Origin of the sequence: Pseudomonas sp. JDS08PS003 (genome assembly GCF_045013505.1) — a bacterium.
Classification (GTDB): domain Bacteria; phylum Pseudomonadota; class Gammaproteobacteria; order Pseudomonadales; family Pseudomonadaceae; genus Aquipseudomonas; species Aquipseudomonas protegens_B.
The window spans coordinates 3295353-3315748 of sequence record NZ_CP120724.1 but is presented as its reverse complement, the minus strand read 5'-3'; the positions used below and the strand labels follow the sequence as shown (position 1 = coordinate 3315748).

Genomic DNA, 20396 nt, shown 5'->3' with positions numbered 1-20396 from the left:
CTGAGTTCCATCCAGAAAGTGGGGCGCGGGCTGCGCAGGGTTCAGGCGCAAGGGCTCAAGCGAGAGGTTTGATCGCGATCACGCTGGCATGCTCGACACCGCCGCTGGCGGCCTGGCCGGCATAGTCGATGGCCAATCCTTCATACCCGGCCTCTTCCACCTGCAACCCGGCGAGTTGGCATTCACGGATCAGGATCTCGGGGTCCACCAGATTGATCAGCGGGGTGCCGTTGAGGGCATCGCTGGCGTGGCTGGCGCTGTCGATGGCGTTGGAGGCACTGGCCTGGGCCCGGCTGCGGAAGTAGCCGGCGATGTCGGCGATGTAACCCGGCCACTCCTCACCCGCGGCGTTCAGCCGTTCGTATTCCTCGACCCGGGCCGCCCAGTGCGGGAAGTACGGGGTGTCGCAGATCAGGAACAAGCGACCGCCCGGCGCCAGCCACTGGGCCATCTTGCGGATCGATTGGCGAAAAGCCTCGGGCGCCAGGAAATGCAGGACCCGGGCGGCATGGATGGCCTGGAATCGATTCGCTGCAAAATCCAGGTCCGGCAATGCACCGGCCTGGGTACTCAGGCGGCCCCGCAAGCGTGGCGCCACGCTGTTGGCGAGAATCGTCAGGTGCTGCTCTTCAATATCCACGGCCAACACCCGCGCCCCCTGCTCCAGGGCCGCAACCGTCGCCACGCCATAGGCGCAGCCCATGTCCATCACCTCGCCGGTCGCGGTGGCAGCACAGTCGACAAACATTTGCGAGCAAGCCGGTAGCACCGTGGTCATGGCGCCGGTGCCATTGAGCGTCGGGATCATGCCCTTGATCTGCTCGGGCATGCTCACCACGGCGGGCACAGCCTGCGCAATCAGAGGTTCGGCATGACTGCACACCAGGTCCCGCAGCTGCATCAGGACTGCACCCTGGGCGTCACAGATATCGATGTCCAGGCGAGAAACCGTGGAGGGCATCTCCACTTGGGCAAAGTCATTTTCGGAGGCGCGCAGCCATAGCCAGGCGGCCCCTTCCAGGGCGCCCTGCACGATCACCTCATCCACCGACAGCAGCGTGAGGGCCGCGACCTCGCAGGCCTGGGCCTGGGCCAGCAATCGAGTCAGTTGCACCAGCACCGTCTCAGGCTGCAGCACCGGGTACCAGCCGGGCTCGCCCGAGTGAATGACGAGGCGCCGCGCGGCCGGGGCCTGACGCCGCTCGAACAGCGCCTGACCGCAGATATTGAGCACGGCGTCGACCTCGCCCAGAGTACTGATGCGGTAATCGATCACGTCGTTGGCACCAGGCACCAGGGTCAACTCCACCGTCACCGGCTGCTGATTCACCCACAGCGGGTGGGGAAAAATGAGGTCGTGCAGCAACAGATCCAGCGGCTCGTCGGCCGCCACTTCGGCGGCCTGCTGCGCGGCCTGGATCAGCATGTGCAGATGCGCCAGCTCGACAAAACGCCGGGACTGGTCAGCACTGCGCTCGACAAACCAGGGCTCCTGCCCGGTGAAGTCCGAACGGTACTTTTGCGCCATGAAGGTTGAAACGTTGCGCTGCAGGATCGCCGAGAGCGGCGCGGCGCCCGAGCCGGCAGCCGGACGGCCGGCACCTGCCTGGGGCACCCACAACCAATGCCGGGCAAAGGGATAGGTGGGCAGCTGGACCTTTTTCAGCGCTGGCTGGCCGGCATACAAACGCGGCCAATCCACCGTGACCCCAGCCACCCAGACGCGGCCCAGGCCACGCTGGTTACCCTCATCGAGCCACTGATTGACGATGGCGTGCATCTCGCTGCTGGCAAACAGTTGACGCACGTCCTTGCCGGTTTCCAGATCGCACTTGAGAAAGGCGCCCGCCTCTTCCTTGCCGGACAACAGCAGCGCCAGGCGCTCGGCCAATACCGCCAGCGAATCGGCAAATACCACGGCGCGATAATCGAAGTGTTCGCGGCCGGTCTGCAAGGTGTTGGCAACGCCCTGCAGGGTCAACTGCCCGGCCTCGGGGGATTGCAGATGGGCAAGCAAACGTTTGGCTATCTGCTCAAGCTGATCCGCGGTGCGCGCGGACAGCAGGATCGCCTGTTCGCCCGCGACCTGTGGCGGCACGCGGTTGGCCTGAGGGTCGAGGTACTCGCCGAGCACCATATGGCCCGTGACACCGCCGAAGCCGTAGTTGTGGATGCCGATATGCCGGGCCTGGCGCTGGTTCTCCAGCGCCTTGTGCGCCCAGGGAGCGGTCTGGCGCACCGGTTCGCAGGCAAAGTCGCCCCGTTGCGGGTCCCAGTTGAAGTGCTGCAGGTTGGCGATCTTGATCAAGGTGTCGTGCTTGAACGCCAACAGGCTCTTGATCAGCGAGATCACCCCGGAAGCCCCGGAGAAATGCCCCAACTGGCCTTTGAGCGTACCCAGGGCCGGCTTGCTGGCGCAGCCTTTGAAGACCTTGTCGAAGGCGTTGAGCTCCACATCGTCGGCCATCGGGTTGGCAGTGCCCTGGGCTTCGATGTAGTCGATGTCCTGGGCTTGCAGGCCCGCCTGCTGCAGTGCCTCGATGATGGTTTCGCAATGGATTTCGGCATTGGGCGCGGTGAGGTAGAGACTCTTGCCGCCATGACGCACCGACATGCCCTTGATGACACCGAGGATCGTATCGTTGTCGCGCTCGGCCACCGACAGCCGCTTGAGCATGACCACGCCCAGGCCATCACTGAAAAAGTGCCCGTTGGCCTGCTTGTCGAAGGGACGGACGACGCCGTCGCCGGTAAACAGGCCCAGCTTGCGGTTGTAGACATTCACTTCCGGGCTCAACACCAGGTTGACGCCCCCGGCGATAGCCACCTGGGCCTGACCGAGACGCAGCGCCGTGATGGCCCTGTCGATGGCGACAAAGGAGCTGGTGCAGGCCGCGTCAACCGTCGACACCGGGCCCTTCCAGTCAAAGTAATGAGCGATGCGGTTGACCAGCATGGCATGGGCGTTGCCGGTGTTCAGGTGGCCGTCGATCTCCACCTGGCTGGCACGGATCAGGTCGGCATAGTCCTTGCGTTCGATGCCCAGGAACACCCCGACTTTCTGTTGGCGCAATTGATCACGCTGATAGCCGGCGGTTTCCAGGGTTTCCCAGACGGCTTGCAGCATCAGTCGATGCTGCGGGTCGATCAACAGGGCTTCGCGAGGGGAAATATTGAAATGCAGCGGATCGAAATCACCCACGCCGTCGATAAAGGCGCCGTGGTAGCAGTCGGTCTTGTCCGGGCTGTCAATGCCGCCAAAGATCGCCCGCCAATCCCAGCGGTCGGCCGGCACCTCGGAAATGAAGGTTTCATCGGCCACCAGACGCTGCCAGAAGTCATCCAGGCCAGTGGACTTTGGCAGGCGAGCGGACATGCCGATAATCGCAATATCGTCGGTCAGGGCCGAGGTATCGCCGTGCCTGTCCGTCCCTGTGGCGGCAACTGGCCGAGGCCCCTGCCCGCTCGCTGCGCGCACGGCCCGGGTAATCGGCTGGACCGTGGCCCCGGCCATATGGCCGTGCTCGTCAAAGTAGCGCTGCAAGCGATCGGCGACCAGATGTTCGAGGTGCCCGGGCGCCACCGCGGGGACTGCTTCAAGGCTGACCCTGGGCGCGATGTGAAGCGCCAGGGCCGCCAGCGAGGCATGCTCCATGAAGGTCGACGGTGCCAGGTGCAAACCGCGAAAGTGGCTGGCGATGCGCTGGGAGAACTCCATCAGGGAAATGGAACTGAAGCCGTAGTCGGCCAGGTCACGCTGCGGGTCGATATCGCTGCGATCCAGGTGCAGGGTGGTGGCCAGAAACCCGATCAGCTCGGCCAGCACCTGTGCCTCGGAAACTGAACCCGGTGCCTGGGCCGCTACGGGCTGATGCACAGCCCCATGGAGTTGCCGGATCACATCCAGCGCCTGGGCTTCGGAAATGCTCTGGCTGGAAACCTTGTCGATAAAAGCGTTCAGGTACGGCATCACGAGGCCCTCGAGATTTTCTGCAGTTCCGACAGAAAATTGTCTGCGTTGATTTCTTTGTTCTGGATCTTGCGAATCAGGCTCAGGTACACGCCATCGTGCTCGGCGGTCACCTGATCCAGGACTTCAGTGGCCTGGTCGAGCACCCGCGCGCGGTCACTGAGGGGGATCAGGAACTGGCTGTCCCAATCGATGTGCAACGGATCGTCGAGCTCAGCCAAGGCCGCCTGATGCTCCTGGGCGCTGATCTGTTGCTCGGTCGCCAGGCTGGCCAGCACCTCGCTGCCCAAGCCGGCCAGCAGACGGGCCTTGACCTTGCTGATTTCAGGGTCGCCGCTCTCGTCCTGGATGAAGGCCCGCTTGCGGCTCCGGGCGACGATGGCCGCCGCCCCGGCATTGGCGTGGGGGCCTCGCTGGCGGTACTGGGCGGGGAAACACGGGGTATTGAGCAGGCTCCAGAAGGCCTTGAATTCCCGCGCCGGGTCCGGCACCAGGCCCAGCTTCATGCCGATCACCACACTGGCCAGGGGCGCCATGATGATCTTGTCGGTGTCGGCGGTTTGCGCCAGCTCCTGCTGGCTCAGACGGTAGTTGCCGGAGACCACCTGGGCGTACCAGCGCGACGCCATTTCCAGGTACGGGAAGGTGCCGATCACACCGATTTCCTGCAGCCCGTACTGGTTGAACAACCGCGGGTCGTCCCGGTAGAACAGGCCCATGGCCAAGTCCCGAACCGGCTCCAGACCTTGCACATAGTCATACAGCGCTCCGGTGCGGTAGCCGGTGCACAGCACCACCACATCGATGTCTTCAAGGACCTGCTCATGGCCGACGTGGAAGCATCGGGCGCCGGCAAACTTCTCCACCTGGCCGAAGATCGTTTCGATCTTCCCGGCGTTGACCAGATCCACGACTTCATCATTGATATGAATGAACGGGTGCTGACGGAACTCAGTCAGGCTCGGCTGCAACCCACTGCGCTGCAGGGCCTCGCTGAAGGCCGGCAGCGCCAGCTGCAGACGATCGATATTGCGTTGTGCCCGCAGAATGTCGGGGATCAACAGGTTGGCAGGCGACACAAAGTCATTGGGCACAAAGCCGACCATGCGCGGCAGGATGAACTTGCGCGAACGCTGACTCCAATAGACTTTGGCGGCGACCTTGCTGGCTTCCCCGGCGATGTCCATGCCGCTGACGCCGTTGCCGATCACCAGGACGCGCTTGCCCGCCAGTGGTGCATTGTCGAAATACTGTCCCGAATGCAGCACTTGGCCGGTGAAGGTATCCAGACCGGGAATGCGCGCATGCTGAGGAATCTGATAGCGCCCGTGGCACAGTGCGACCCCATCGAACATTTCCCGGCGACGGGTTCCTGAGGATTCGATTTCCACCTCCCAGCCGCCGTCCCGGGACTGGACCGAAACCACCCGGGAGCGGCAGTGAATGTGGCGCGCCAGGTCAAAACGCGCGGCATAGGCATCGAGGTAGCGCCGCACATCGTGGACATTGGGAAAGGTGTCGCTGACGTCTTCGGGATAGAAGTCGGAAAAGAAACTGGTGTCCCTGGAGTTCTGGAACCGGGTGGTGGTGTAGGTGCCCACCTGCTTGTCGCGCTTGAGATTCCACACCCCGCCCAGAGTCTCCTGGGCCTCGTACACCACCGGCTGATGCCCTTCTTCGAGCAGCGATTTGGCCATCACCAGACCGCCGGGGCCGGCACCGATCACGCAAATCCGCCGCCCGCCGGGGCTGGCCGCCACCGTCGGTTGCTCCGGGTTCAGGGCGTTGTAGGTCTTGAACTGGAACGGATAACCGGGCAGCGCCAGTTTCTTCGCGCTGCCCCGGGGATGCACGGCCTGCCAGTCGATCACCGCGCCGGCGACCCATTGCGCGCCCACGGCGTCCGGTTCGCGATCAGCTGCATGCGGCTGGCCGCTGTAAAAAATGCGACTTGGCCACGCTGTATCCGCTGAGTCTTCGGCCAGGGCTTGCAAGGCCAGGGTCAACTGCTCGCACACCTCGGCGATAGAGGCCGCGGCAAACGCCAGGCGCACCTTGAGCGCTTCGCGGCCCACTTGCAGGGTGTAGGCCAGATCCCGCAGCCGCACCTGTGGCTGGCCCTGCAGGTGATTCAATTGCTGCTCCAGGACGCTCGCCAGTTGCGCCGGGGTTCTGGCGGAAAACACCAGCCATTGTGCGGCGTCATCCTCGGGGCGAACGGTGTCCGGCGGGCAATATTGCTCGACGATCAGGTGGGCGTTGACCCCAAAGCCATAGCTGTTGATGGCCGCGCGCCGGGGCGAGCCGGCCTGGGGGCTGGCGATCCAGGGCTGGTTCTGCGCACTGATCCGGAACGCGCTGTCAGCCCACAACCGGGCGATGTCCTCTTGGGTCACGCCCGGCACGCCCGGCTTGATCCCCTGCTGCAAGGCGAACACCACCTTGATCAGCGCCGCCATTCCAGAGGCCACTTCGCTATGGCCGATGCACGGTTTCAAGCTGCCCAAGGTGCAGCCCTGGGCGACCGATCCATCGGCGTCATGTTCGGCGAACGCTGCTGCCAGGGCGCTCACTTCAACGCTGTCGCCCAACAAGGAGCCGGTGCCATGGGTTTCGATGTAGCCCAGCGACTGCGGCGTTACCTGGGCATCCGCCAGTGCATCGAGCATGGCGCCGCTGATGCCTTCCCGGTTCGGAGCCGTCAGCGAAGAAGAACGCCCACCGTGACTCACGCTGCTGCCCTTGATGACGGCGGCGATCCGGTCATTGTCGGCCAACGCCTGGGCCAGCGGCTTGAGAATCACCACCGCGACGCCTTCGGAACGCACGTAGCCATTGGCCCCGGCCTGGAAGGAACGGGTGCTCTGGTCGGGGCTGAGCAAGCCCATGGCCTGGTAACTGTGGAAGTGTTCGGGGGACAGCAACAGGTTGACCCCACCGACCACCGCTTGCTCGCACTCGTGATGCCGGATCGCCCGAATCGCCCGATGCAGGGCCACCAGCGAAGACGAACAGGTGGTCTCGATGCACTCGCTGGGACCGACGAGGTCCAGGGTGTAGGACAGCCGATTGGCGACCATGGACGCCAGATGCCCTGTGACCAGATAGCCCTGGTTTTCTTCATCTTGCGACGCCACCACGGCGTAATCGTTCTGTGAAGCGGCGATGAACACCCCGCTGCGCCGCTGGCTGAACGCCTGGGCACTGATGCCGGCGTCTTCCAGTGCCCGCCAGGTGCAGGTGAGCATCAGTCGCTGCTGAGGGTCGATCAGTTGCGCCTCCTTGGGCGCCACACGGAAAAAGCCCGGGTCGAAATCGAACGCACCCGGGATGAACCCACCCCACAACGGCGCATCGGCCGGGCCCAGGTGCGGGCGTTCCTGGGCCGAGGAAGTGATGCAGTTGCGCCCGGCCAGGACGTTGTCCCAAAAGGCCTGCGCGCACGGCGCCTGCGCGAAGCTGCAAGCCAGGCCGACAATGGCGATGTCCTGGTGCGAATCGTCGCGGTGATTGACCCGCGGCTCGCGGCGTCCAGGTGCGGGGGCAATCACCTGCGGCGATGTTTCTGGACCGGAAAGAATCAGTTGGGCGATGGCCGTCGGGCTGGCGTGACTGGCCAGGTCGACCAAGGTCAATTGCCTGCCGAAACGCTGGTTGAGGTGGACCAGAAAGGCATTGGCCGAAATGGAATTGCCGCCCATCTCGGCAAACAGGCTGTCAGGCTGGATGTCCTCCACCCCGAGCAAGGTTTGCCATTGATCGATGATGTAGCGTTCCACCTCCCCCTGCCCTGCGGTGCGGGTGGCCGCGCTCACGGAAATGGGCCGCTGTGCCAGCAGCTTGCGGTCGACCTTGCCATTGGGCGTCAGCGGAATGCTGTCCAGGGGCAGGAGAAAACCCGGCACCATGAAGCCGGGCAACTGCCCGCTTAGCCAGGTTTTCAAGCGCCCGGCCAGGGAGGCGTCGGCCGCGTTCGGATCACGCGGGACGAAGTAGCCCACCAGTTGATTGGAACCGGCCTGTTGCCGAGCCACGACCACCGCTTGCAGGACCTCGGGGTGACTGTCCAGGTGAGTTTCGATATCACCCACTTCAACCCGGTAGCCGCGAATTTTCACCTGATTGTCGATTCGCCCCAAGTGCTGCAACAGACCATCGGCCCGCCAGCAGGCAAGGTCGCCGGTGCGGTAGAGCTTGCCGGTGGTTTCGAGGGGATGGTCGATGAATTTTTCGGCGCTCAGGTCGGGACGGTTCAAATAGCCGTCGGCCAACCCGAGGCCCGCGATGCACAACTCCCCCGGCTCACCGATGGCACAATGACTGTCATCGTCGCGCAGCAGGTAAAGCCGAGTGTTGGCGATGGGACGGCCAATGGATACCGGCTGGCCGGGCTGCAGCTTTTGCAGGGTCGACCAGATGGTGGTTTCGGTTGGTCCGAACATGTTCCAGACGGCGCACCCGGCCTGTTCGAAACAGCCTTTCAAGGCCTCCGACAACGGCTCGCCGCCACACAGAATGCGCAACTGCGCCGAGGGTTGCCAACCGGAGTGGAACAGCATCATCCAGGTCGCCGGGGTTGCTTGCATGAGGGTCGGCCGGACCTGGGCCATCAGCGCCTTCAGTTGCCCGGCATCGCTCACAGCCTCAGCCGGACACAGGTGACAGCAGCCACCGACGATCAACGGCAGGAGCAATTCCAGACCGGAGATATCGAAACAATGGGTGGTGACGGCGAGCAAGGTGTCATCGGCAGACATGCCGGGCTCTTCGGCCATCGACAGGAGGAAGTTGCTCAGGGCGCGATGACTGATCATCACCCCTTTGGGTTGGCCCGTGCTGCCGGAGGTATAGATGACGTAGGCCAGGCTGTCGGCAGCCGTCGCCAACGCCGGCAGGGGTTCCTGGAACCCGGCAACCAGCGGCCATTGGCGGTCCAGGGCGAGGCTGGTGCAGTGTTCGCCCAACAGTGCCGCAAGCATCGGCTCAACCGCGGCCTGGGTCAGCACCCAACGGCTGTCGCTGTCCTCGAGCATGTAGCGCAAGCGCTGTTCGGGATACGCCGGGTCCAGCGGAACATAGGTCGCACCGGCACGGGCGATGGCGAGCATCGCCACCACCAGGTCCAGGGAGCGGTTCATGAAAATCGCGACACGCGAACCGGCCTCCACCCCCTGGCCGACCAGATAAGCCGCCAGTTGAGTGCTCTTTTCCGCCAATTGGCGATAGCTCAGGCTGTGCTCTGCATCCACCAGTGCAATCGCGTCTGGAGTCGCCTGTGACCTGGCATCAAACAGTTGATGGAAACCCACTTCGTGGTTGAAAGCGCGCACGTTGACGCGCCATTCCAATGGAACAGGATTGACTGACATGGGTTACTCCCCTGAACGGCCGGTGATTTCGTTGAGAAGGATTTGAACGTTGCTCAGGTCCTTGCCGAACTGATTGATCGAATGGCTGTACTTGAGGCTGTTGGGACGGGTGTATTTGATGAAGTTGGCCAGCGAGCCCGTTGCACTCAGATCCACCAGCAACGCCTGGCTGTCACTGCCCGACAGGTGTTTGAGCAGGCCATGGAAATCGACGGCCTGGCGGATGATGCGCCACAGGTAGTCCGGGGCATTCGCCAGATCACCGGCGTGGACGGCACGGGCCAACGTGCAGGAGTAGCAGGGAATGCTCGGTGCCCGGAACTCGATGCCTTCCAGGATCGACAGCATCCGGGTGTGAATCGGCTCGATATGACTGGAGTGAAACGGATAGCGGACAGGGAGTTCCATGGAAATGACCCCCATGGCATCCAGGCTGCGCTTGACCAGGGCCAACTCCGCCTGGGCGCCGGAAACACAGAAGTTGTCAGCAAAGTTGACACCCGCCAGTTCCACCTGACGATAGAGTTCAGGGTGTTGCTGCAGGTGCTCCACGGGCGCCAGGACGCTGAGCATCCCCCCTTCGGGGCAGTGATCGGCCAGCACCTGTGATTGGCGCAAGGTCAGACGCAGCCCGTCCTGCCAGGACAGGCAGCCACTGACCGCCAGGGCGATGTACTCGCCCAGGCTGTAGCCCAGGACGGCCTTGGGCGCTACGCCTTCGGCCCGCAGCATGGCGGTCAGGCTATAGCCGATGGCGAACAGCGCCGGATGGGTGTGCACAATCTTGTCGAACGGCTCGTACACTCGGCGCGACTCATCGTAGAGCACCTTGACCAGGGAAAACCCCGCCTGCGCTTCCACCAGGGCACTGCACTCATCCATCTGTTGGCGAAAGGCCGGGTTGTGCTGGTACAGCTCGCGCCCCATCTGAAAGTACTGGGTGCCCTGCCCGCCATACATGAAGATCGTGTCCTGCTGCACTGGGGTAACCGGGACGGAGGTCACAGCAGGCGGCGGGATGAGCATCGCAGACTTGAGAATCTTGTCGGTCAGCTTGGTCAGGACATTGCCCGGCCCAATCTCCTCGATCGGGTGGACATCCTGGGTCAGCAGCCATGAAACACTCTCGTACCACTTCACCGGGTGACTGATCTGCCCACTGAGGATGGCAGCGTAATCGCGCTGCGGATAAGGACGCGCCGTCATGTTCGAGATGACGGGGGTCTTCAGGGGTTGCAGCGCGAACCCCTTCAGGTAATCGGCGAACTGGTGCTCAACCTCCTTCATGTAACGCGAGTGAAAGGCGGCACTGACGTTCAGCGGGAAATAGCTGGCCCCGGCCTGCTCGAAAAAAGCCCGGGTACGCTCACTGGCAATATCGTCGTGCAGGCCGGAAAGGATGATCTGATCGGGCGAGTTGATATTGGCCAGGTCGATAGCGTCCAAGCCTTTATCGCGCAGGATGGAACGGACGGTCGCCTCGCTCAATCCGAGCACGGCGGCCATGCCGCCCCTGGGAGCCTGGCTCATCAAGTAGCCGCGGCGCTGGACCAGTTGCAGCCCGGTGGCGAAATCAAAACCTTCGGCAGCAAAAAGCGCGCAGTACTCACCCAGCGAATGGCCGGCGAAATAGGCCACCTGCCCTGTGCCGGAGGCGCTCTGCAAGCGATCCAGGTACATCAGAACACTGACCGTATAAAGCGCTGGCTGGGTGTACTGGGTCTGGTTCAGGCGCTGATCCCGATCTTCCAGACACAGGTCGACGATGGAGTAACCAAGAATGTCGCTGGCCAGATTTGTATAGGCTTTGAACTTGTCGAACACCTCATTGCCCATGCCCTTGAATTGCGCCCCTTGACCGGGGAAAACATAGATCTTCTGCATTAATTCACCTTTTAGCAGGTACAGTCGCGCCTCAAAGATCTATTTGATTCAGGCATTCCCGAACACTCGGCCTACAGCAGACTGCCGTAGCCTATATAGGAAAGATTGATTAGCGCCAAGCGGTTATAGAGGAGCTTTCAGGCGCAGCCGACACAGCAGACACAACAACCGAAAAGCATCGGTGGTGAAACCTAGCACAGGTTTTTTAAAGGCTATTGTGAAAAGGTGTGAAATAAATTTCAGGAAAGACATTCACCTTGGAAGAGAAAATAAATCATCTAGAAACATCACTGAAACATAAATATTTTTATCAACAAAAACAATAGCTTATATAGCCAAATAGAAAAACCATAGCGCAACAAAAATAAAATGACCTGAAAAGCAGGGACAGAATTTAATATATAAATTTGATATCTGAACAACACAGAAAACGAGCAACTAGCAGCAAAAGGCCACTCAATAACTTAAATTGACATCAACATACTATTCAAACGATTAACTATTCAGGTGGTTAGTTGATAAAAGACTGTCGCCATTCAAATGATGAAGCCAATGCCATTACCTTGGTTGTCCTCGATACCATTCTTGGTCTGTTATATCGGGCAGACCGGAGGTCAGGACTCAAGTTCGACTCGCGCCGCAATGTTGCACCGACGGCAAGACTGAATTGCACGCCAGGGGATTGATAGCCCCCTAACGAAAGGTGCAGGCTAGAGGGCTTGCCTGGGGCTTATATCATTCCGAATGATAGTTACCTTCGCTTCATTCGATTCGTGAGATACCACCCTGCCGAGCATCATCCGCCCATCTCAAATTACCTTGGCGGATGAACCATGGACCAGTCAGTCAAATTCTTGCGTTACCCCTTAGCCGCCCTCGCCGTACTGGTCATGAGTGCCTGCGGCAAGGCCCCGGAAACCGCCTCCGCCCCGCCCGCTGCCAAAGTCAGCGTGGCCAAGGTGCTGGAACAGCCGGTCAACGAATGGGATGAGTTCACCGGGCGCCTGGAAGCCCCGGAAACTGTAGAGATTCGCCCACGGGTCTCGGGCCAGATCGATCAGGTGGCCTTCACCGAAGGCGCCCTGGTAAAGAAAGGCGACCTGCTGTTCCAGATCGACCCGCGCCCCTTCCAGGCTGAAGTACGCCGCCTCGAAGCCCAGTTGCAACAAGCCCGGGCTACCGCCACCCGCAGTGCCAATGAAGCCCAGCGCGGTCAGCGCCTGCTGACCAGCAACGCGATTTCCACCGAGCTGGCCGACACCCGCACCAGCGCCGCCCAGGAAGCCCGAGCCGGGGTCGATGCGATCCAGGCACAACTGGATGTGGCCAAGCTCAACCTGAGCTTTACCCGGGTCGTGGCGCCCATCAGCGGCCGGGTCAGCCGCGCGCAGATCACCGCCGGCAACCTGGTGAGCGCCGATGTCACCCCGCTCACCAGCCTGGTCTCCACCGACAAGGTCTACGCCTACTTCGACGCTGACGAGCGTGTGTACCTCAAGTACACCCAGCTCGCCCGCCAGGGTCAGCGCGGCCAGGCCACCCCGGTGTACCTGGGCCTGTCCAATGAAGACGGTCACCCGCACCTGGGGCAGATGAACTTCGTCGACAACCAGGTCAACCCCAAGACCGGCACCATCCGTGGCCGCGCGGTGTTCGACAACAGCGACGGCAGCTACACCCCGGGCCTCTACGCACGCCTGAAACTGGTGGGCAGCGGCACCTACTCGGCGATGCTGATCAGCGATGAAGCCGTGGGCACCGACCTGGGCAAGAAGTTCGTGCTGGTGATGGACGCCGACAACAAGCCGGCCTACCGCGCCGTGGAACTGGGGCCGAAGATCGAAGGCCTGCGCATCGTGCGCAACGGGCTGAGCAAGGACGACACCATCATCGTCAAGGGCTTGCAACGGGCGCGTCCCGGCGCCCCGGTAGCGCCTGAAGTGATCCCCATGGCCAGCAAGGAAACCCTCGCCGCCCTGGCCCAACAACGCCAAGCACTGGAAGCCAGCAACCTGCCGCAGGTCACCCCTGCCAAGGCGGCTCCGGCTGTGAAACTCGCCGCTGCGACACCGCGCGGTTAAGGGACGACTCTCAAGATGAATTTTTCCCAGTTCTTCATTTCAAGGCCGATCTTCGCCGCGGTGCTGTCGCTGCTGATCCTGATCGCCGGCGCCATCTCGCTGTTCCAGCTGCCCATCAGCGAATACCCGGAAGTGGTGCCGCCCACCGTGGTGGTGCGCGCCAACTTCCCCGGGGCCAACCCGAAAGTCATCGGTGAAACCGTGGCCGCGCCCCTGGAACAGGCGATTACCGGGGTCGAGAACATGCTCTACATGTCCTCGCAATCCACCGCTGACGGCAAGATCACCCTGACCATCACCTTCGCCCTGGGCACCGACCTGGACAACGCCCAGGTGCAGGTACAGAACCGCGTGACCCGCACCCAGCCCAAGCTGCCCGAAGAAGTGACGCGCATTGGTATCACCGTGGACAAGGCCTCTCCGGACCTGACCATGGTGGTCCACCTGACTTCGCCGGACAAACGCTACGACATGCTCTACCTGTCCAACTACGCCCTGCTCAACATCAAGGATGAGCTGGCGCGCCTGGGCGGCGTCGGGGATGTGCAGCTGTTCGGCATGGGCGACTACTCGCTGCGGGTCTGGCTCGATCCGAACAAGACCGCCTCGCGCAACCTGACCGCCACCGATGTGGTCACCGCCATCCGTGAACAGAACCGCCAGGTCGCCGCCGGTGCCCTGGGCGCGCCGCCTGCACCCAGCGCCACCAGCTTCCAGCTGTCGGTCAATACCCAGGGCCGCCTGGTGACCGAGGAAGAGTTCGAGAACATCATCATCCGTGCAGGTAGTGACGGTGAAATCACCCGCCTGAAAGACATCGCCCGCATCGAGCTGGGGTCGAGCCAGTACGCCCTGCGTTCCCTGCTCAACAACCAGCCGGCGGTGGCGATCCCGATCTTCCAGCGTCCGGGTTCCAACGCCATCGAGATCTCCAATGAAGTGCGGGCCAAGATGGCCGAACTCAAGCAGAGCTTCCCGCAAGGCATGGACTTCAGCATCGTCTACGACCCGACCATCTTCGTCCGTGGCTCCATTGAGGCCGTGGTGCACACCCTGTTCGAAGCCCTGATCCTGGTGGTGCTGGTGGTGATCCTGTTCTTGCAGACCTGGCGCGCCTCGATCATCCCGCTGGTGGCCGTACCGGTGTCGCTGATCGGCACCTTCGCGGTGATGCACCTGTTCGGTTTCTCGCTCAATGCCCTGTCGCTGTTCGGCCTGGTGCTGGCCATCGGTATCGTGGTGGACGACGCCATCGTGGTGGTGGAGAACGTCGAACGAAACATCGGCCTGGGGCTGAACCCGGTGGAGGCCACCAAGCGCGCCATGCGTGAAGTGACCGGCCCGATCATCGCCACCGCCCTGGTGCTGTGCGCGGTGTTCGTACCGGCGGCCTTTATCAGCGGCCTGACCGGGCAGTTCTACAAGCAGTTCGCCCTGACCATCGCCATTTCCACAGTGATCTCGGCCTTCAACTCCCTGACCCTGTCGCCGGCCCTGGCCGCGGTATTGCTCAAGGAACACCATGCACCCAAGGACCGCTTCTCGAAGATCCTCGACAAGTTGCTGGGGGGCTGGCTGTTCAAGCCGTTCAACCGCTTCTTCGACCGCGCCAGCCATGGTTACGTCGGCACGGTGCGCCGAGTCATCCGCGGCAGCGGCATCGCCCTGTTCCTCTATGCCGGCCTGATGGTGCTGACCTGGTTCGGCTTCGCCCACACCCCGACCGGTTTCGTTCCGGCCCAGGACAAGCAATACCTGGTGGCCTTCGCCCAACTGCCGGACGCCGCGAGCCTGGACCGCACCGAAGACGTGATCAAGCGCATGTCCGACATCGCCCTCAAGCAGCCCGGCGTGGAAAGCGCGGTGGCCTTCCCTGGCCTGTCGATCAACGGCTTCACCAACAGCCCGAACAACGGCATCGTCTTCGTCACCTTGAAGCCCTTTGATGAGCGCAAGGACCCGAGCATGTCCGCCGGTGCCATCGCCGGTGCCCTGAACGGCAAGTACGCCGATATCCAGGACGCCTACATGGCGATCTTCCCACCGCCGCCGGTACAGGGCCTGGGAACCATTGGCGGCTTCCGCCTGCAGGTAGAGGACCGTAGCGGCCTGGGTTACGACGAGTTGTATAAAGAAGTGCAGAACGTCATCACCAAGAGCCGCAGCGTGCCGGAACTGGCCGGGCTGTTCACCAGCTATCAGGTCAACGTGCCCCAGGTGGACGCGGCCATCGACCGGGAAAAGGCCAAGACCCACGGCGTGGCGATTTCCGACATCTTCGACACCCTGCAGATCTACCTGGGTTCGTTGTATGCCAACGACTTCAACCGCTTTGGCCGCACCTATCAGGTCAACGTCCAGGCCGAGCAGCAGTTCCGTCTCGAGCCCGAGCAGATTGGCCAGCTGAAAGTGCGCAACAACAAGGGCGAGATGATTCCCCTGGCGACCTTCATCAAGGTCAGCGATACCGCCGGTCCCGACCGCGTGATGCACTACAACGGCTTTGTCACCGCGGAAATCAACGGTGCGGCCGCTCCGGGCTACAGCTCCGGGCAGGCGGAAGCGGCGATCGAGAAACTGCTCAAGGAAGAACTGCCCAACGGCATGACCTACGAATGGACCGAGCTGACCTACCAGCAGATCCTCGCCGGTAACACTGCGCTGTTCGTCTTCCCGCTCTGCGTACTGCTGGCCTTCCTGGTACTGGCCGCGCAATACGAGAGCTGGAGCCTGCCCCTGGCGGTGATCCTGATCGTGCCGATGACCCTGCTGTCGGCGATTACCGGGGTGATCATCTCCGGTGGCGACAACAACATCTTCACCCAGATCGGCCTGATCGTACTGGTGGGCCTGGCCTGCAAGAACGCGATCCTGATCGTCGAGTTCGCCAAGGACAAGCAAGAGGAAGGCCTCGATCCGCTGGCTGCGGTACTGGAAGCCTGCCGCCTGCGTCTGCGGCCGATCCTGATGACCTCCTTCGCCTTCATCATGGGCGTGGTCCCCCTGGTGATCTCCAGCGGCGCCGGTGCGGAAATGCGTCATGCCATGGGGGTCGCGGTGTTCGCCGGGATGCTCGGGGTGACCTTCTTCGGCTTGCTGCTGACCCCAGTGTTCTATGTCCTGATCCGCAATTACGTGGAGCGCAGCGAGGCCCGCAAGGCCGCCCGCGCCCTGCAACTGGAGACGCAACAATGAGTGCCAAAGTCTTCCTGCCGAGCCTGCTGGTGCTGGCCCTGAGTGCCTGCGCCGTCGGCCCGGACTACCAGACGCCAACCACCGAGGCGGCGCACATCAGCGCCGCCACCGATGGCGCTGCGGGCCAGAAGAACTTCGACCGCGCACGCTTCGAAGGCATCTGGTGGCAGCAGTTCGATGACCCGACCCTCAACCAGCTGGTGAGCCAGTCGTTGCAGGGCAACCGTGAACTGCGGGTGGCCTTCGCCCGCCTGCGGGCCGCCCGGGCGATTCGTGATGACGCCAGCAATGACGCCATGCCCACCATCACCAGCCGCGCCAGCAGCGACCTGGCCAAGGGGCAGATCCCGGGCCAGACCACCAAGCGGGTCAACAGCGAGCGCTACGACCTGGGTCTGGACATGGCCTGGGAGCTGGACCTGTTCGGCCGCATCCAGCGCAACCTGGAAGCCACCGACGCCGACCAGCAAGCGGCCGAGGCCGACCTGTACCAGCTGCAGGTGACCATGATCGCCGAGCTGGTGGACGCCTACGGCCAACTGCGCGGCGCACAACTGCGGGAAAAGATCGCCCTGGCCAACCTGAACAACCAGCAGGCCTCGCGCAAGATCACCGAAAGCCTGCGTGATGCCGGGGTTGGCGACCAGCTCGATGTGGTCCGCGCCGATGCCCGCCTGGCTTCGGTGGAAGCCAGCGTGCCGCAACTGCAGGCGGAGCAGACCCGCCAGCGCAACCGTATCGCCACCCTGCTGGGTGAACGGCCGGACAAACTCAGCGTCGACCTGTCGCCGGCGCAGTTGCCGGCGATTGCCAAGGCCCTGCCGATTGGTGATCCGGGCGAGCTGCTGCAGCGCCGTCCCGACATCCTCAGCGCTGAACGCAAGCTGGCGGCGGCCACCGCACGGATTGGCGTGGCCAAGGCCGACCTGTTCCCGCGGGTCAGCCTCAGCGGCTTCCTCGGCTTCACCGCCGGACGCGGTTCACAGATCGGCTCATCGGCAGCCAGCGCCTGGGCCCTGGGCCCGAGCATCACCTGGGCGGCCTTTGATCTGGACAGCGTACGGGCTCGCCTGCGGGGTGCCGACGCCAATGCCGAAGGCGCCCTGGCCAGCTACGAGCAGCAAGTGCTGCTGGCCCTGGAGGAATCGGAAAATGCCTTCAGCGACTACGGCAAGCGCCAGCAACGGCTGATCTCGCTGATCCGCCAGAGCGAGTCCAGTCGTGCCGCGGCGGACCTGGCCGAGATCCGCTACCGCGAAGGCACCGTGGACTTCCTGGTGCTGCTGGACGCCCAGCGTGAACGCCTGGCGGCCGAAGATTCCCAGGCCCAGGCCGAAGTCGACCTGTACCGTGGCATCGTCGCCATCTATAAGGCCCTGGGTGGTGGCTGGCAGCCAGAGACGGTCGCCAGCCAGTAAGGATTTGCAACGAGCTCCTTTGGTTGGCCGCAACCAACCAATGTTTGGCCCCGTGGATCATTCGGTCGCGGGGCTTTTTTTATGCTCGTCTCAGGGACGCCTTCGCCGGCAAATATCCACGCATTCCCTGCCAACCGTAGGAGCTGGCTTGCCAGCGAAGGCGCCCGCCAGAACGCTACACGGCCCAAGGCCCTATTCGCCGGCAAGCCGGCTCCTACAAGGTGACGCGATGATAGAGGGCGTCGATCATGCGGTTGGCCATTGCGATTGGACAGCCCGCCGGCGCGCTCCTAATCTTCACTCGCCGCGTAATCGCCCTGGCCTGCTTCCACATGATTGTCCGCCCCAAGCCCAACCTGATCAGCATCCTCTTTGCCCTCAAGGGCTCGATCGCCAAGCGCATTGCCTTGCGCTGCGTGCTGATCACCCTGCTGGCGTCGGTCATCGTGCTGGTGGAAACCCTGCAACCGACCTATTTCTCCAAGGTCAACGCCACGCCCTTCACCCTGCTGGGCCTGTCGCTGTCGATCTTCATGAGCTTTCGCAACAACGCCTGCTACGACCGCTGGTGGGAAGGCCGCAAACAATTGGGGCAGTTGATCATCGAGGTCCGCTCGCTGATCCGCGAAAGCCTGATCATCGACCCGCACCCCGAACGCGAGGGCCTGCTGCGCGATCTCTGCGGCTTCGCCCACAGCCTGATTGCCCGCCTGCGCCACGAGGACGAAGCCTGCGCCCTGCAACCTTGGGCCCAGGCCGACATCGACCCACAACACCCCAACCTCACCGATGCCCAGCTGCAACGCATCGGCCACCGCTGCTCGCAGTGGGCGCAACAGGGGCTGGTCAGTGAGTGGCGCTACACCCAGATGGAAACCCGCCTGGTCAGCCTGAGCCTGGTCCAGGCCGCCTGCGAACGCATCCAGAACACCCCGCTGCCCTTCCCCTACACCTTGCTGCTGCACCGCACCATCTACCTGTTCTGCATCCTCCTGCCGTTTGCCATGGCCGAGCCCCTGGGCTGGCTGACGCCGATCTTCACCGCCATCGTCAGCTACACCTTCCTGGGCCTCGACGAGATCGGCAATGACCTCGAAGACCCCTTTGGCTACGACGACAACGATCTGCCCTGCAACGCTCTGTTGCGCGGCCTGGAGCGTGAAGTCCTGGCAGCGCTGGGGCAACGGGACCTGCCGCCGCCACTGGAACCCCAGGAATACGTACTGACCTGATCCCGGGTTTGACTCGGGCCGGTTCCTGACCGAAGCTTGCGCCTTCCAAAAGTCGCCAGCTTCCGGATTCCTGCATGCCCCTGCCCCGTCGCTACCTGCTGATCAGCCTGTTGCTCGTTATCGCCCTGGCCCTGGCCTGGACCTTTCTGCGCAGCAGCCCGCCAGCGGTTCCGGAGGCGATCAAGCATGGCTACGGCCAGGCCCTGGAGAAGGCCCGCAACGGCCAGCCGGGCGCGGCACGGGTGCTGTACCAGCAACTGGCGCGCCCCGACCTCAATGATCAGCGGCGCACCCGCCTGCTGGCAGTGTTGCCCAACTACCCCAGCCCCCAGGCCCTGAAGCTGGCGGATGCCGACCTCTATCACCCCTCGGCCGAGGTGCGCAAAGCGGCGATCAAGAGCGTGCTGGGCCTGGTTCCCAGTGGCCAGCGCAGCCTGCTGCTCGGTCCCTTGCTCGACGATCACGAGCAAAGCGTGCGCTTTGCCGCGGTAGATGCCCTGCTGGGCCTGAGCCCGGATGACCAGGGGCTGTACTTCGGCCCGCTGCAACAGGTGATCGACGAATACACCCAGGTGCTCAAGACCCGGGGTGACGACGTCGAGGCCCAGTACCAGCTGGCCCGCCTGTACCTGCACAACGCCGACCTGAGCAAGGCCCAGCAGACTCTGGAGCAGGCCCTGCGCCTGGCACCGGACAACCTGCAAGCGGTGGTGCTGCAGATCGAAGTGCTGGACAAGCAAGGCCAGAGCGACGCCGCCCGCCAGTTACTGGCCAAGCAACTGCAGGCCCAGCAAGACTCCGCCTACCTGCAACATGCCCTGGGGCTCTGGCTGCTGCACCACGGCCAGGGCGAATTCGCCCTGCTCGGCCTGTCCCGGGCCGTGGAGCTGGAACCCAACAACGCCGCCTACCGCTACGACCTGGCCACCACCCTGCACAGCGAACAGGAGCAGGAAGCGGCGCAGAAGCAGCTGGAGGAAATCGTCCAGCGCCAGCCCTACAACCGCAAGGCGCGGGTGCTCCTTATCAACTACTGGAAAGAGAGCGGCCAGTTGCAGAACGTCCAGGTGTTGCTGGCCCAGCTGGAACAGCAGAACCCCGACGATCCGGCATTGCAGCAGGGCCTGTAAGGCCCCCACCCCATCCCCCTGGCGACAAAAGGTTGAACCGCGCCCGCACCGAACGGTCAAGACAATAAGCTGCGATATCAAGGCGTTCGCGCCATCGCCGGCTACCTGGACCCATTG

8 protein-coding genes are annotated in these 20396 nt (G+C 63.0%); 5 read left to right on the top strand and 3 right to left on the bottom strand.

The window, feature by feature from the left end; genetic code table 11:
* Nucleotides 1–55: 55 nt before the first annotated feature.
* Genes P7C00_RS15190 through fabD form a run of 3 tightly spaced genes read right to left on the bottom strand, consistent with a single transcriptional unit; the run spans nt 56 to nt 11223 of the window.
* Nucleotides 56–3970, bottom strand: coding sequence for a beta-ketoacyl synthase N-terminal-like domain-containing protein (locus tag P7C00_RS15190; protein WP_404939733.1), 3915 nt, complete (start codon nt 3968–3970; stop codon nt 56–58).
* Entirely contained in the window at nt 3970–9339 is a 5370-nt protein-coding gene (locus P7C00_RS15185) for an amino acid adenylation domain-containing protein (RefSeq protein ID WP_404939731.1), read from the bottom strand. The genes P7C00_RS15190 and P7C00_RS15185 overlap by 1 nt, the downstream gene beginning before the upstream one ends.
* 3 nt (nt 9340–9342) lie before the next feature.
* Nucleotides 9343–11223 carry an ACP S-malonyltransferase gene (gene fabD / locus P7C00_RS15180; protein WP_346632822.1) on the bottom strand — a complete coding sequence of 627 codons (1881 nt, stop codon included), beginning with the start codon at nt 11221–11223 and terminating at the stop codon, nt 9343–9345.
* Between the two features lie 833 nt (nt 11224–12056).
* Here fabD and mexE point away from each other — a divergent pair.
* From mexE to P7C00_RS15155, 5 genes are all read left to right on the top strand, one after another.
* On the top strand, nt 12057–13304 hold the full coding sequence (mexE, locus tag P7C00_RS15175; RefSeq protein ID WP_404939729.1) for a multidrug efflux RND transporter periplasmic adaptor subunit MexE: 1248 nt from the start codon (nt 12057–12059) through the stop codon (nt 13302–13304).
* 15 nt (nt 13305–13319) lie between these two features.
* A complete protein-coding gene (locus P7C00_RS15170) occupies nt 13320–16499 on the top strand; it encodes an efflux RND transporter permease subunit (RefSeq protein WP_346632820.1) in 3180 nt (1059 codons plus the stop codon).
* Nucleotides 16496–17917 (top strand): efflux transporter outer membrane subunit, encoded by a 1422-nt coding sequence (locus tag P7C00_RS15165; RefSeq protein WP_404939727.1) that lies wholly within the window; start codon nt 16496–16498, stop codon nt 17915–17917. Before P7C00_RS15170 ends, P7C00_RS15165 begins: the two co-directional genes overlap by 4 nt.
* 332 nt (nt 17918–18249) lie before the next feature.
* Nucleotides 18250–19149: a bestrophin family protein gene (locus P7C00_RS15160; protein WP_346632818.1), complete on the top strand. Its 900-nt coding sequence runs from the start codon at nt 18250–18252 to the stop codon at nt 19147–19149.
* 74 nt (nt 19150–19223) lie between these two features.
* Nucleotides 19224–20279: a tetratricopeptide repeat protein gene (locus P7C00_RS15155; protein WP_346632817.1), complete on the top strand. Its 1056-nt coding sequence runs from the start codon at nt 19224–19226 to the stop codon at nt 20277–20279.
* Nucleotides 20280–20396 lie beyond the last annotated feature (117 nt).